Source organism: Nonomuraea sp. NPDC048892 (assembly GCF_040649735.1).
Classification (GTDB): domain Bacteria; phylum Actinomycetota; class Actinomycetes; order Streptosporangiales; family Streptosporangiaceae; genus Nonomuraea; species Nonomuraea maheshkhaliensis.
Window position 1 is genome coordinate 1 of record NZ_JBEZFZ010000048.1, and the last position, 16,104, is coordinate 16,104.

Annotated in this window: 4 protein-coding genes; all 4 read left to right on the forward strand. The window is 73.3% G+C overall.

Annotated elements, in window-relative coordinates:
- Positions 1-10,332, forward strand: a 10,332-nt coding sequence (locus AB0C28_RS54315; protein ID WP_358085085.1) for an amino acid adenylation domain-containing protein, incomplete at its 5' end; no start/stop codon positions are given.
- Between the two features lie 325 nt (positions 10,333-10,657).
- Positions 10,658-13,816, forward strand: coding sequence for an amino acid adenylation domain-containing protein (locus AB0C28_RS54320; protein ID WP_358085088.1), 3,159 nt, complete (start codon positions 10,658-10,660; stop codon positions 13,814-13,816).
- A gap of 8 nt (positions 13,817-13,824) precedes the next feature.
- Complete coding sequence (locus tag AB0C28_RS54325; protein WP_358085092.1) at positions 13,825-15,090, forward strand: Zn-dependent hydrolase; 1,266 nt, start codon at positions 13,825-13,827, stop codon at positions 15,088-15,090.
- Positions 15,091-15,105: 15 nt separating this feature from the next.
- Entirely contained in the window at positions 15,106-15,765 is a 660-nt protein-coding gene (locus AB0C28_RS54330) for a TIGR00730 family Rossman fold protein (protein ID WP_357863299.1), read from the forward strand.
- Positions 15,766-16,104: the final 339 nt, after the last annotated feature.

Genomic DNA, 16,104 nt, shown 5'->3' on the forward strand with positions numbered 1-16,104 from the left:
CGGACCGGGGATCGGGTGCGGTGGACGTCCGAGGGTGAGTTGGCGTTCCTGGGCCGGGTGGATGACCAGGTGAAGATCCGCGGCTTCCGGATCGAGCCCGGCGAGGTCAGCGCGGTGCTGGCGGACTGTCCTGGAGTGCGGCAGGTCGCGGTGATCGCGCGGGAGGACACGCCGGGAGACAAACGGCTGGTGGCCTATGTGGTGCCCGGCGACGAGCCGCCCGGTGCCGAGGCGGTGCGCGGGTACGCGGCGGAGCGGCTGCCCGAGTACATGGTGCCGTCGGCCGTGGTGCTGCTGGACGCGCTGCCGCGAACGGCCAACGGGAAACTCGACCGCGCCGCCCTGCCCGCCCCCGAGTACACGACCGGCATCGGCCGGGGACCGGCCGACGCCCGCGAGGAGATGGTGTGCGCGGCGTTCGCCGAGGTGCTGGGCGTCGAGAGCGTGGGCGTGGACGACGACTTCTTCGCCCTCGGCGGCCAGTCGCTGCTGGCCATCCGCGCGGTGGCGGCGCTGCGGGCACGTGGCGTGTCGGTGTCGGTGCGCTCGTTCTTCCAGACGCCGACCCCCGCCGGGGTGGCCCGGTCGGCCGGCGAGACAGGCGTGGCGGTGCCGGACAACGCGATCCCGGCCGGCGCCACCGCGATCACCCCGGAGATGTTGCCGCTGGTCGAACTGACAGCGGAGGAGATCGACCGGATCGCCGCCACGGTCGAGGGCGGCGCGGCCAACATCGCGGACGTCTATCCCCTCGCGCCGTTGCAGGAGGGGCTGCTGTTCCACCACCTGCTCGCCGAGGACGGCCAGGACGCCTACGTGCAGCCCACCGTGGTCGAGTTCGACTCGCGGGCCCGGCTGGACGCCTTCGCCGGCGCTCTCCAGCAGGTCGTGAACCGGCACGACATCTACCGCACCTCGATCGTCTGGCAGGGGCTGCGCGAACCCGTCCAGGCGGTGTGGCGGCGGGCGGTGCTCCCCGTGCGCGAGGTGACGCCCGGCCCAGGCACGGGCGACCTCGCCGAACGCCTGGTCGCGCACGTCGGCCGGACCATGGAACTCGGTCGAGCGCCGCTGATGGACATCCACGTCACGCCCGTCCCCGGCACCTCCCGATGGCTGGGGCTGGTGCGGGTGCATCACCTGGCGCAGGACCACACCGCGCTCGAAGTGGTGATCGACGAGGTGCGGGCCTTCCTCTCCGGACGCGGGGACGAACTGCCCGAGCCGCTGCCGTTCCGTACGTTCGTGGCCCAGGCTCGCGGCGCCGTCGAGCGGGCCGAGCACGAGCGCTACTTCGCCGATCTGCTCGGCGACGTCACCGAGCCGACCGCGCCGTACGGCGTGCTGGACGTGCGCGGCCACGGCACCGCCTCCGTACGCGAGATCGTGCCGTTCCCGCCGGAGCTGGAGCGGCGGGTGCGCGAGCTGTCCCGCCGGGCCGGCGCCAGCCCGGCGACGCTCCTGCACGTGGCCTGGGCCAGGCTGCTCTCCGTGCTGTCAGGTCGCGACGATGTGGTGTTCGGGTCGGTGCTGTTCGGCCGGATGAACGCGGGCACCGGCTCCGACCGGGTGCCCGGCCCGTACATGAACACCCTCCCGGTACGCGTCCGCACCGGCGGGACGGGCGTGCTCGAATCGGTCGGCGCGATGCGCGGCCAGCTCGCCGCGCTCGTCCGGCACGAGCACGCACCGCTGGCCGTCGCGCAGCAGGCGAGCGGCGTCACCGGGGACACGCCGCTGTTCACCGCCCTGTTCAACTACCGTCACAACAGCGGCCCTTCGCGTGACGCGAACGACGCGATGGCGGGCATCACGTTGCGTTACTCCGAGGACCGCGACAACTACCCGCTCACCGTCAACGCCGACGACAACGGCGACCGGCTCTCGCTGGCCGTGGACGCCGTCGCGCCGATCGACCCGCGCGCCGTCGGCACGCTGCTGCGCACCACCACCGGCAACCTGCTCTCCGCGCTCGAAGCGGCCCTGGACGGCGGCCATGACCTGCCGCTGAGCGCCGTGGACGTGCTGGACCAGGCCGAACGCGAGCGGGTGCTGGACGCCTGGAACGACACCGACGTCCCGGTCCGTCCCGCGACGGTGACGGAACTGTTCGAGGCACAGGTGGTACGCACACCGGACGCGGTCGCGGTGAGCTGCGGCGCGGACGCCGTCACCTACGCGGAGCTGAACGAACGGGCCAACCGGCTGGCCCGGCTGCTGGCGGGGCGAGGTGTGGGGCCGGAGTCGGTGGTCGCGCTGGTGCTGGAGCGCGGCGTGGAGCTGATGACCGCGGTGCTCGGCGTGCTGAAGGCCGGGGGCGCGTACCTGCCGGTGGATCCCGAGTATCCGGCGGGGCGGATCGCGTACATGATCGAGGACGCGGCGCCGGCCCTGGTGCTCGCCTCGACCACCACGGCCCGCACGCTGCCCGGCGCGGTCGTGGACTCAAGCGGGAGGGCACGCACGGCGCCCGGCCTGGTCGTCCTCGACTCGGACGCGACCGTCGCGGAGCTGCGTGGGCTGTCCGGTGGGGATCCGGGGACGCCGGTGCTGCCCCGGCACCCGGCGTACGTGATCTACACCTCCGGCTCGACCGGCCGCCCCAAGGGCGTGGTCCTCACCCACGAGGGGTTCGCCAACACGGCGCACGCGCTCGCCCGCCGCTACCCGACCGAGGTCGGCCCGGGGTCGCGGATGTTGCAGTTCGCGTCCGTCAGTTTCGACATGTTCTGCTCCGAATGGGCGCTGGCCCTGCCCGCCGGCGCCACCCTCGTCGTCGTGCCGCCGCACCGGCGGCTCGGCGCGGAGCTGGCGGCGTTCATCGCCGGCGAGGGCATCACGCACGCCGCCTTCCCGCCCGCCGTGCTCGCGGGCCTGGACGAGAGGGACGTCCCCGCCGGCGTCGTCATCGACGTGGGCGGTGAGGCGCTGGAGGCCGAGCTGGTCGAGCGGTGGGCGCCGGGCCGGGAGCTGTTCAACTCCTACGGCCCCACCGAGACCACCGTGGACGCCGCGGTGTGGCGGTGCCGGGCGGGCGCGAGCGACGTGCCGATCGGCACGCCCATCGCCAACACGCAGGTGTACGTCGTGGACGAGCGCTTGGCGCCGGTGCCGGTGGGTGTGGCGGGCGAGCTGTACGTGGCGGGGGCCGGGCTGGCACGCGGTTACCTGGGACGGCCGGGGCTGAGCGCGGAACGCTTCGTGGCCGATCCGTTCGGGCCCGCCGGGACGCGGATGTACCGGACCGGCGACCGGGTGCGCTGGAACGCCGAGGGCGAGCTGGTGTTCGCCGGGCGGGTGGACGACCAGGTGAAGATCCGCGGCTTCCGGATCGAGCCGGGCGAGGTACGGGCCGTGCTCGCCGCTCATCCGCTGGTCGAGCAGGCCGCGGTGGTGGCCCGCGAGGACACGCCCGGTGACGTACGCCTGGTCGCCTACGTCGTCCCCGCCCCCGCGCGCGGCGATACGGACGCACCCGCGAACCCCGATGCGTCAGACCCCGCGAACGCCGCCACGACCGACCCCGCAAGTCCCGGTGTGGGCGCGTCCCGGCAGGCCGGTGCGGGCGGGCTCGGCGCCGTGCTGCGGGAGTACGCGGCCGAGCGGCTGCCCGGGCACATGGTGCCGTCGGCGGTCGTGACCATGGACGAGCTGCCGCTGACCGTCAACGGCAAGCTCGACCGCCGCGCTCTGCCCGTCCCCGACCACGCGGCCGACCACGCGACCGGGCCCGCCACCCGGGCGGCCACCCCGCAGGAGGAGATCCTGTGCGGCCTGTTCGCCCAGGTGCTCGGCCTCGGCGGCGTCGGCGTGGACGACGACTTCTTCGCCCTCGGCGGTCACTCGCTGCTGGCGGTGCGGCTGATCAGCCGGGTCCGCACGATCATGGGCATGGAGGTGCCGCTGCGCGCGTTGTTCGAGGCGCCGACCGCGGCCCTGCTCGCCGCCCACCTCGACGCGGCCCGCCGGGCCGGCGCCGCCGCCGCGCAGACGGCGCTCACGCGCAGGGAGCGCCCTGACCGGGTGCCGCTGTCGTTCGCGCAACGCCGCGTGTGGTTCATCGGCCAGCTCGAAGGGTCGAGCGCCGCCTACAACGTGCCGGTCGCGCTGCGGCTGCGCGGCGAGCTCGACGTCGGCGCGCTCCGGCTGGCGTTGCGCGACGTCGTGGAGCGGCACGAGGTGCTGCGCACCCGGTTCCCCGCCGCCGACGGGGAGCCGTACCAGGAGATCGTCCCGGCGGCGGAGGCGGCGCTTGATCTGCCGGTCACCGACCTCGCGCCAGGGGAGCTGGACGAGGCGGTCGCCGCCGCCGCCCGATACGTGTTCGACCTGGCCCGCGAGGTGCCCCTGCGGGCCTGGCTGTTCCGCCTCGCCCCCGACGAGCACGTCCTGGCCGTGACGATCCACCACATCGCCAGCGACGGCGCCTCCACCGGCCCGCTGGCCCGCGACCTGTCCGCCGCCTACGCCGCGCGCCGCGCCGGCCGGCCGCCGGCCTGGGCGCCGCTGCCGCTCCAGTACGCCGACTACACCCTGTGGCAGCGGGACCTGCTCGGCGACGAACGGGACCCGGGCAGCGTCCTGTCCGGGCAGGTCGCCTACTGGCGGCAGGCGCTGGCCGGCGCCCCGGAGGAGCTGACGCTGCCCTTCGACCATCCGCGCCCGCTCGTGGCCACACACCGCGGCCACCCGGTGCCCATGGAGGTGCCGGCCGAGGTGCACGCCCGGCTGCGCGAGGTGGCGCGGGCGGAGGGCGTCACCATGTTCATGGTGCTCCAGGCCGCGCTCGCCATGCTGCTGTCGCGGCTCGGCGCGGGCACCGACGTCCCGATCGGCTCGCCGAACGCGGGACGCACCGACGAGGCGCTGGACGACCTGGTCGGCTCCTTCGTCAACACCCTCGTCCTGCGTACGGACCTGTCCGGCGACCCCGCCTTCACCGAGGTCCTGGCCCGGGTCCGGGAGACCAGCCTGTCGGTCTTCGCCAACCAGGACGTGCCCTTCGAGCGCCTGGTCGAGGAGCTGTCCCCGAGCCGCTCGATGGGCCGGCACGCCCTGTTCCAGGTCATGCTGACGCTGCAGAACACCCTCGACGAGGAGATCGACCTGCCCGGCCTGCGGGCCGAGACCGTGCACACCAGCGCCTCCGCCGCCAAGTTCGACCTCGACGTCATCATGGCCGAGGTGTTCGACGACGGCGGCGTCCCGGCCGGCGTGCGCGCGCTGATCACCGCCGCCGCCGACCTGTTCGAGCCCGGCACCGTCACCGCGCTGGCGGGGCGGCTGGCGCGGGTGCTGGAGACCGTCTCCGGCGATCCGCGGGTCCGGCTCAGCAGCCTGGACGTGCTCGGCGCCGGCGAGCGCCACGACGTCCTGACCCGCTGGAACGACACCGAGGCCCCCGAGGTGACGCCCGCGACCGTGGCGGAGCTGTTCGAGGCCCAGGTGGCGCGCACCCCTGACGCGGTCGCCCTCATGGCGGGTGACGCCGAGCTGACCTACGCCGAGCTGGACGCGCGCGCGGAACGGCTGGCCGGGCGGCTGGCCTGGCATGGCGTCGGCCCCGAGTCGGTCGTCGGCGTGTGCCTCGAACGCGGAGCCGACCTGATCGTCGCGCTGCTGGGCGTGCTCAAGGCCGGTGGCGCGTACCTGCCGATAGACCCCGAGTACCCGGCCGACCGGGTGGCGTTCATGGTGGCGGACGCCGCGCCCGCGATCGTCGTCACCTCCTCGGCCACGGCCGGCGTCCCGGCGGCGGCGGGCGCGACGACCCTGCTGATCGACGCCGAGAGCCCGGCCGCGCCGGTGGACAGAGGCGGCAGGTCGGTGGCGCAGCCCGCGTACGTGATCTACACCTCCGGCTCGACCGGCCGCCCCAAGGGCGTGCTGGTCACCCACGCCGGCGTGGCCGCGCTGGTCGCGGGCCAGGTCCGCGCCCTCGGGGCCGGTCCTGGCAGCCGCGTGGGGCAGTTCGCGTCGGCGAGTTTCGACACGTTCGGCTGGGAGTGGATGATGGCGCTGCTGTCCGGGGCGGCGCTGGTGGTGATCCCGCCGGAGCGGCGGTTGGGCGAGGGCCTGCCGCGGTTCCTCACCGAGCGGGGCGTGACGCACGTGACGCTGCCGCCCGCGGTGCTGGCCACGCTGCCGGAGCAGGCGCTCGATCCCGGCGTCGCCGTGGTGGTCGCGGGGGAGGCGTGCCCGCCGGACGTCATGGCGCGGTGGGCGCGTGACCGGCGCATGTTCAACTCGTACGGGCCGACCGAGACCACCGTGGACGCCACGCTGTGGCGCTGCGACCCCGACGCCGGCCAGGTGCTGATCGGCTCGCCCGTGCTGAACACGCGGGTCTACGTGCTGGACGAGTACCTGACGCCCGTGCCGGTCGGGGCCGTCGGGGAGATCTACGTCGCCGGGGCCGGGTTGGCGCGCGGCTACCTCGGCCGTCCTGGGCTGAGCGCCGAGCGGTTCGTGGCCGACCCGTTCGCCGCCGACGGCGGCAGGCTCTACCGCACCGGCGACCTCGCCCGCTGGACGCCGCACGGCGAGCTGGCCTTCGCCGGCCGGAGCGACGACCAGGTGAAGATCCGCGGCTTCCGGATCGAGCCGGGCGAGATCGAGAACGTGCTCCGTACGCACCCGGCGGTCGCGCAGGCCGCGGTCGTCCCGCGCGAGGACGAGCCGGGCGACAGGCGCCTGGCCGCCTACGTCGTCCTGACCGGCGGCGCGGACGACGCCATCCCTTCGATCCTCGAACACGCCGCGGAACGCCTCCCCGGCTACATGGTCCCCGCGGCCGTGGTGGCGCTGGAGGCGCTGCCGCTGACGGTCAACGGCAAGCTCGACCGCGAGGCGCTGCCCCGTCCCGGCCACGCGGGCCCGGCGGCCGGGCCGGGCGACCGCCGGCCGCAGGACGCCAGGGAGGAGATCCTGTGCGCCGTGTTCGCCCAGGTGCTCGGCCTCGACAGCGTCGGCGTGGACGACGACTTCTTCGCCCTCGGCGGCCACTCGCTGCTGGCGGTGCGGCTGGCCAGCCGGATCCGCGCGGTGCTCGGGGCCGACCTGGACATCCGGGTGCTCTTCGAGGCGCCGACCGTGGCCGGGCTGGCCGCCCGGCTGGCCTCAGACGGCACCGTCCAGACGCCGCTGACGCCGATGGAACGCCCGGAACGGGTGCCGCTGTCGTTCGCGCAGCAGCGGTTGTGGTTCATCAGCCAGCTTGAGGGGCCGAGCGGCACCTACAACGACCCGATCGTGCTGCGCCTGACCGGCGACGTCGACCGGGATGCCCTCTGCCGCGCCCTGTGCGACGTGATCGAGCGGCACGAGGTGCTGCGGACCGTCTTCCCCGTCGCCGACGGCGAGCCCTACCAGCGGGTCCTGACCCCGGACGAGCTGGCATGGGAGCCGGTCAGGGAGACGCCGGCCGATCTCGACGCCGCGGTGGCGGAGGCGGCGGGTTACGCCTTCGACCTGTCGTCGGAGGTGCCGATCCGGGCCTGGCTGTTCGCGGCCGGGCCGGGCGAGCTGGTGCTGGTGGTGGTGATCCATCACATCGCGGGCGACGGCTGGTCGATCGGGCCGCTGGCCCGGGACGTGTCGGTGGCGTACGCGGCGCGGCGCGGCGGCCGGGCTCCGGTGTGGGAGCCGCTGCCGGTGCAGTACGCCGACTACACCCTGTGGCAGCGTGAGCTTTTGGGCGACGAGAACGATCCGGACAGCCTGATCGCCACGCAGATGGCCTACTGGCGGGACACCCTTTCCGGTGCGCCGGAGGAGCTGGCGCTGCCGTTCGACCGGCCGCGCCCGGCGGTGGCCTCGCACCGGGGGCACAGTGTGCCGGTGCGCATCCCGGCCGAGGTGCACGCGCGGCTGGCCGAGGTGGCCAGGGCCGAGGGCGTCACCATGTTCATGGTGCTGCAGGCCGCGCTGGCGGTGCTGCTGTCGCGGCTGGGTGCCGGGACCGACATCCCGATCGGGTCGGCGAACGCAGGTCGTACGGACGTGGCGCTCGACGATCTGGTGGGCTGCTTCGTCAACACGCTGGTCGTACGGGCTGACCTGACCGGCGACCCGGCCTTCCGCGACCTGCTGGGCCGGGTGCGGGAGCGCAGCCTGGCGGCGCTCGCACACCAGGACGTGCCCTTCGAGCGGCTGGTGGAGGAGCTGGCCCCGGCGCGGTCGATGGCCCGGCACCCGCTCTTCCAGGTCGTGTTCACCATGCAGAACAACGCCGCGGCCGTGCTCGACCTGCCCGGCGTCAGGGCCGAGGGCAGGTCGGCGGGGACGTCGGCGGCGAAGTTCGACCTCGACGTGCTCGTGGGCGAGACGTTCGACGCCGACGGGGCTCCGGCCGGGGTGCGCGGCTCCGTGACGGTCGCGGCGGACCTGTTCGACGAGGAGTGGGCCGGGCGGATCGCGGGCTACTGGGCGCGGGTGCTGGAGCAGCTGGCCGCCGATCCTCGGGGTCGGCTGAGCGAGGTCGACCTGCTCGGGGAGGACGAGCACCGGGCCCTTTCGGAGTGGAATCGCACGGCGACCGGCGAGCCTGCGACTCCGGTGGTGGAGCTGTTCGAGGCGCAGGTCGCCGGCCGGCCGGACGCGGTCGCGGTGGTGGCTCCCGATGGTGAGGAGGTCACCTTCGCCGATCTGGACGAGCGGGCCAACCGGCTGGCGAATGTCCTGGTCGGCGAGGGGGTGGGCGCCGAGTCCGTGGTCGGGGTGTGCCTGGATCGCGGTGTCGAGCTGGTGGTGGCGTTGTTGGCGGTGTGGAAGGCGGGTGCGGCGTATGTGCCGATCGACCCCAAGCAGCCGGTGGACCGGATCGCCTACCTGCTGTCCGACAGCCGGGCCGTGCTGACCGTCACCAGCGAGGAGATCGCGGACGAGCTCCCGGCCGGGCGGGTGCGGATGCTGACGCTGGACGACACGCTCACGAAGCTGCGGCTGTCGATGGCTCCCGCTACCCGGCCCGAGCGGGTCGTGCACGGCGGCCAGACGGCCTACGTCATCTACACCTCCGGTTCGACCGGTCGGCCGAAGGGTGTGCTGGTCAGTCAGGGGGCTTTGGCGAACTATGTGGCTTCGGTGCCGGGGCGGCTCGGGATGGATGGTGGCCGGTATGCCCTGGTTCAGGGGCAGGCGACCGACTTGGGCAACACGATCGTCTTCGCCGCGCTGACCCTGGGTGGTGAGTTGCACATCATGGCGGAGGAGGCCGCTACGGACCCGGATGCTTTCGGCAGTCTGCTGGCCGAGCGCGAGATCGATTTCGTGAAGATGGTGCCGTCCCATCTGGCGGCGATGGGTCCCGGTCTCCTGCCTGCCCGCGCTTTGGTCTTGGGTGGTGAGGCGGCTGCTCCTGATTGGCTGGCGCGGTTGCTGGAGGAGGCCGGCGAGCGCGGTTGTGCGGTGTTCAACCACTACGGTCCGACGGAGACGACGATCGGTGTGGCCACCACCCGCCTGAGCAGCGGTGGCATGGCACCGGTCGGCACACCCGTGGCCAACACCGCCTTCCACGTCCTGGACGAGCATCTGTCGCCCGTCCCGCCGGGGGTTACAGGCGAGCTGTATGTCGCGGGCGCCCAGTTGGCCCGCGGCTACCTCGGCCGCCCGGGTCTGACGGCGGAGCGCTTCGTTGCGTGCCCGTCCGAGCCGGGCACCCGCATGTACCGCACCGGCGACCGCGCCCGCTGGACCACCGACGGCCAGTTGTTGTTCGCCGGCCGAGCGGACGACCAGGTCAAGATCCGTGGATTCCGCGTCGAACCAGGCGAGGTCACAGCAGTGTTGGCCGGCTGCCCCGGAGTGGAACAGGTGGCCGTGGTGCCGCACGAGACCGCGCCCGGTGAAGTCCGGCTGGTCGGCTACCTGACGGCCGGCGACGCGGAAGGCGCGGCCGCGCTGCCCGCCGTCGCCCGCAGGTTCGCGGCCGAGCGGCTGCCCGAGCACCTGGTGCCGTCCGCCTGGGTGGTGCTGGACGCGCTGCCGCTGACCGGGAACGGCAAGCTCGACCGCCGCGCCCTGCCCGCGCCTGACCTCACCCCCACGGCCGGTGCGGGACGCGGCCCGTCCGACGCGCGCGAGGAGGCGCTGTGCGCCGCGTTCGCCGAGGTCCTGGGGGTCGAGGGCGTCGGAGTGGACGACGACTTCTTCGACCTCGGCGGCCACTCGCTGCTCGCCGTGCGCCTGGTCAGCCGCATCCGCGCCCAGCTCGGGGTGGACATCCAGGTCCGCACCCTGTTCGACGCCCCGACGGTGGCGAGTCTCGCGCGGCAGCTCGGCGAGGAGCGGAGCACCCGTCCCGCCCTGCGCCCCATGCGCGAGCGCTGACGGCGACGTCGCGCGCGAGCGTTCGACTGCGGCCTCGGCGCAGTTGAACGCTCGCCCCGCCCTGCCCCGGGAAGGCCCCGCCCGGCGCCGAATTCGGGCAATTGTTCAGGCAGCGGCGGGTACGCCATAGTGGAGCCCGGCATAAAGGCGCGGCCCGCGCCGGTGATTCCCGCTTTCACCGCCGTTCTCTCTTCTTCGACGTGCTGAATTCTGTTTCAGTGGCTTTCCGTCCGCCCCCGAAAATGTCATCGGACGACGTGAGAAAAAAGGGGTCTTGATGATTCCGTTGTCATTCGCACACGGGTCGGCGACCAGGCCGGCCCGAATGCCCCTCGGGGTGGAGAACGCCTATCCCATGTCCGCGCTGCAACTCGGCATCGTCTACCACGCGCTGTCCGGCGGGGGCGAGACGCTCTACCTCAACGCCTGCAGTCTGCGCCTGCGCGGTGCCCGGCTCGACCTGGAGCTGTTCGACCGGGCCGTCCAGGACGTGGTGAACCGGCACGCCGTGCTGCGCACCTCGTTCGACCTGAGCAGCTTCGGCGAGGCGACGCAGCTCGTGCACGCGGTGGCGACGGTGCGGCGCGAGGTCCACGACCTGTGCGGCGTCCCCGAGGAGGAGCGGGAGCGGCATCTGCGGGCCGCGCTCGGCGTCGAGCGGCGCCGCCCGTTCGACCTCGCGCAGGCGCCCCTCCTGCGCAGCGTGCTGCACCGCTGGGCGGAGGACGATTTCCACTGGACCGTCGTCTACCACCAGGCGATCCTCGACAGGCAGAGCCTGACGCTCGTGCTCGGCGAGGTCCTGCGCCGATACGCGGACCTGCTCGCCGACCCGGCGGCCGTGCTCCCCGCCCCGCCCGCTGAGGCGTTCCCCGAGTTCGTCGCGGCGGAGCAGGCGGCCGTCGGCGCGGAGCACGGCGAGCGCTGGCGGGACCACCTTCTCGGCTACACGCTGACGCCCCTGCCGGCCGCGTCCGGGGCGGCGGTGGCGACCGGCGTCTGCGGCGCGACCGCGTACCGGTCGATCGAGTCGCCGGTGCCGGACGACCTCGCCGGCGCGCTGCGTGCGCTGAGCGGCGCGGCGGGCGTGCCGATCGAGGACGTGCTGCTCACGGCGCACCTGAAGGTGATCAGCCTGCTGACCGGCGCCGGCGACGTCGCCACCGGAGTGACCATGCGCCCGCCCGCGCCAGGCCCCTCGGCCGGTCTCTTCCTGAACGTGCTGCCGCTCCGGGTGGACGTGTCGGGCGGGCGGTGGCGGGACCTGGTGCGGCGCGTGTACGGCCGGGCCAAGGCGATGCTCCCGTACAGCCGTTATCCGCTGGCCAGGATCGCCGCTGACCTGGGCGGCGCCGAGATGTTCGACTCCATGTTCGAATACAGCGACGTGGGGCTCCCCGACGCCTGGCCCGGCCAGGACGGCGTCTCGATCACCCACCGCGTCGAGCCGAACAACTTCACCCTTTCGACCCGGTTCATCCGCGACTCCCGCTCGGGCCGCCTGACGCTGGCCCTCGACTACCGTTCCGGCAAGCTGGACGACGCGCAGGCGCTGACGATCCGCGACTACTACCTCGCCACGCTGACCGCGATGGCCGGGCCGGACGGGCCGCACGACACGTTCTCCCCGCTGAGCGCCGCGGAGAGACGGCGCATGCTGGTGGACTGGAACGGGCCCGTGCGCGACTACCCGCGCGAGGAGTGCGTGCAGCAGCTCATCGAACGGCAGGCGGCCAAAACCCCCGACGCGCTCGCGGTGCTCAGCGACGCGGCCGAACTCACCTACGCCGAGCTCAACGCCAGGGCGAACCGGCTGGCCAGAGAGCTGCGCGAGCTCGGGGCAGGACCCGAGACCGTGGTCGGCGTGCACGCCGAGCGGGACGCGGACATGATCGTCACCCTGCTCGGCGTGCTCAAGTCCGGCGCCGCCTACCTGCCGCTGGACCCCGGCTACCCGGCGGAACGGCTCCGCTTCCTGCTCGACGACGCCCAGGCCCAGCTCGTCGTCACCAAGGCGCACCTCGCCTCCCGGCTCCCCGAGGGGAACTGGCAGGTCTTCTGCACCGACACGCGGGCCGCGGACATCCAGCGCCATCCCGCGCACGACCTCGGCCCGCTGGCCACTCCTGCCAACCTGGCCTACGTCATCTACACCTCCGGCTCGACCGGCCGGCCCAAAGGCGTCCAGGTGCCGCACTCCGGCCTGGCCAACTACCTGCACTGGTGCGTCGAGGGATACGCGAGCCGGGGCCGCGGCGGGGCGCCGGTGTTCTCCTCCTTCGCCTTCGACATGATCGTGCCCAACATCTACACCCCGCTGATCATGGGCGAACGGGTCTGCATGCTGCCGGAGAAGCTGCCGGTGCACGACCTCGGGGCCCGCCTGGAGCGGCTGGCGCCGTTCACCTTCATCAAGCTGACCCCCGGGCACCTGGACCTGCTCTCCGAGACCCTCGGCAGGACCGCGGCCAGGAACCTGGCCGGCACCCTCGTCGTCGGCGCGGACGCCTTCCCCAGCCGCAACCTCGCCCACTGGCGGCGGCTGGACCCCGGCACGGTCGTGCTCAACGAGTACGGCCCGACGGAGGCGTCGGTGGGCAACGCCGTCTTCCACACGCAGGGCCCCGTCGAGCGCGACCTGCTCCCCATCGGGCGGGCCATCCCGAACACCACCATGTACGTGCTGGACGCGGCGCTGAACCCCGCCCCGGTGGGCGTCGCGGGCGAGCTCTACATCGGCGGCGCCTGCGTGGTGCGCGGCTACGCCGGCCGGCCCGCGCTGACGGCGAGCCGCTTCGTGCCCGACCCCTACCTCGGCGACGTCGCCCGCATGTACCGCACCGGCGACCTGGGCCGATGGCTGCCGGACGGCAACCTCGAATTCCTCGGCCGGGTTGACGACCAGGTCAAGCTGAACGGCTATCGGGTCGAGCTGGGCGAGGTCGAGTCCGTGCTGGCCGGGCACCCGGCCGTGGCCAGGTCCGTGGCCGCCATCCTCGGCGAGGGCTCCCGGCGCCGGCTGGTCGGCTACTACGTGCCCCGCGCGGAGGTGACCGAGGAGGAGCTCATGACCTACCTCGCCGAGCGGGTGCCCGCCTACCTGATGCCGTCGGCACTGCACGCCATCGACGCCGTGCCGCTCAACGCGAACGGCAAGGTCGACCGCAAGGCCCTGCCCGACCCCAGGGAACCACGCGGACCGGCGGCGGACGCGTTCATCTCCCCCCGCACCCCCATCGAGTCGGCGCTGGCCGTCATCTGGGAGGACCTGCTCGGCGTGGAGCCGATAGGCGTACGCGACAACTTCGCCGACCTGGGCGGCGACTCCATCCTGGCCACCAGGATGGCCTTCAGGATCAGCGCGGACCTCGACCTCGACGTGGCGGTGGCCGACATCCAGCACGGCCGCGACCTGGCCGAGCTGGCCGAGCGCCTGGCCTCACCGGCGGCGAGCCGGCGAACAGGCCAGGGGTCGTCGTCATGAGGGACAGCGTGACGAGGCGGCCAGGCCGCACGCTGCGGATCGCCGGCGACCGGCTGCTGGCCGCCATCCGCGACCTCGGCGCCATCGGCGCCACCGCCGACGGCGGCGTCACCAGGCTCGCCTTCACCGACGAGGACCTGCGCGGGCGCAAGCTCGTGCACGACCTCATGGTCGGGGCCGGGCTCCAGACCCGGATCGACAGCGCGGCCAACATCATCGGATACCGGCCGGGACAGCGCCAGGACCTGCCCGTTCTCATGCTCGGCTCGCACATCGACACGGTGCCGAACGGCGGCGCCCTGGACGGCGCGTACGGCGTCCTCGCGGCCGTCGAGGTCGCTCGCGCGCTCGACGAGCACGGCACCCTCCTGTCGCACCCGCTGGCCGTGGTGGCGTTCAACAACGAGGAGGGCGCGTTCGGCACCAGGGGGATGTGGGGCGCGCACGCGATGGTGGGCGCCCTCGACGAAACCGACCTGGCCGCTGCCGACGACCGCGGCAGGCCGGTCGCCGACCTGCTCACCGAGATGGGCGGCGACCCCGGCCGGCTCGACCAGGCCGTCTGGGCCGCGGACGAGGTGGCCGCCTACTTCGAACTGCACATCGAGCAGGGGCCGGTGCTGGAGAGCAGGAACGTCCGCATCGGGGTGGTCGAGGCCATCACCGGCCGCTCCACCCTCGACGTCACCGTACGCGGAAAGGCCTCCCACGCCGGGACCACGCCGATGGAGCTTCGCCAGGACGCGCTCGTGGCGGCGGCCCAGGTGATCCTCGCGGTGCGCGACCTGGCCGGCCGCAACGGGCCCGTGCGGGTGGCCACCGTCGGCTCGCTCTCGCTGGCCCCCAACGCGTGGAACGTCGTGCCCGGGATCGTCACGATGCAGGTGGACCTGCGCGACGTGTCCGAGTCCGCCATGCGGCAGGCCGCCGCGCGGCTGCGAGGCGAGATCCTGGAGATCGCCATGAGGACCGGCACCGCCATCGACGTGGCCGGCCAGAACAGCGTGCCGGCCGTCTCCTGCGACCTCGGCCTGCGCGACGTCATCGCGGCCGCGAGCGAGAGCCTGAACCTGAGCCACCTCACCCTGCCCAGCGGCGCCGGCCACGACGCGCAGGTCATCGGACGCATCGCACCCATCGGCATGATCTTCGTGCCCAGCAGGGGCGGCATCAGCCACGCACCCGAGGAGCACAGCGCAGGGGACGACCTGATCGCGGGCGCGAACGTGCTGCTGCAGTCGGTCCTCGGCTACGACGAGAGATACGCGAACTGACGCTTGGAGACGAACATGGCAGGCAGAGCATCATCTCAGGGCAGGTCCATCGCCGTCTTCTGCGGCGCCCGCGCGGGCGCCCACGCACGGTATCTCCAGGTGGCCGGCCAGTTCGGCGAGGCCCTGGCGCGCCGCGGCGCGGGACTGGTCTACGGCGCCTGCGGGCTCGGCGTCATGGGCGCGGTCGCCGGCGCCGTCACCGCCGCCGGCGGATCCGTGACCGGCGTGATCCCGCACCACCTGTACGAACGGGAGCAGCCGGACCTCGCCGGCGGCGACATCTACGTGGTCAGGTCCATGCACGAGCGCAAAGCCCTCATGTACCGCCTGTCCAGCGGGTTCGCGGTCCTGCCCGGCGGGCTCGGCACGCTGGACGAGCTGATGGAGGTGGCCACCTGGAACCAGCTGCGCCTCCATGAGAAACCCGTCGTGCTGATCAATCAAGGCGGCTTCTTCGACCCGCTGATCGCCATGCTCGACCACGTGGTGGCCGAGGGCTTCCTCACGCACGAGGAACGCGCGGCCATCCGCGCCACGGGCGACCTCGACGACGCCTTGGACTGGCTCGGCCTGCGGGACCCCAAGGACACACCGGACGCGCCCCTCGCGCCCGGCACGCCCGCTGTGTCTGAGACGCCCGCCGCGGCCGTCATGACGGCCGCCGGCGGCGACTGAGCCTCCCCTGGCCTCCCTGTCCTCCCCGACCTCCCGGGCTCCCCGGGCCTTTCGCAGGCGTTCAACCGCGGCTCCGGCGCAGTTGAACGCCTCGGGCGGGCGGGAGGAATGCGCGGCATTGTTCATCCGCCGAGGCGTAGGCCATAGTGGGCCGTGGCGAAAACGGCACTGCTCGGGCCGGTGATGCGCACTTTCGCCACCCCGCCCGTTTTTCCGCGCCGATTCGCCGACTCACAGATTCACCGATCTACCGATTCACTGATCCGCTGAATTTCGTTTCGGCGGCATTTCCGCCCGCCCCGAGAACGTCACTGGGCAACGTGAGCAAAAGGGGTCTTG

Excerpts from the sequence above, each read along its gene's own strand:
- AB0C28_RS54320 (WP_358085088.1), top strand. The coding sequence starts at position 10,658 with ATGCCCCTCGGGGTGGAGAACGCCTATCCCATGTCCGCGCTGCAACTC.
- AB0C28_RS54330 (WP_357863299.1), top strand. The coding sequence starts at position 15,106 with ATGGCAGGCAGAGCATCATCTCAGGGCAGGTCCATCGCCGTCTTCTGC.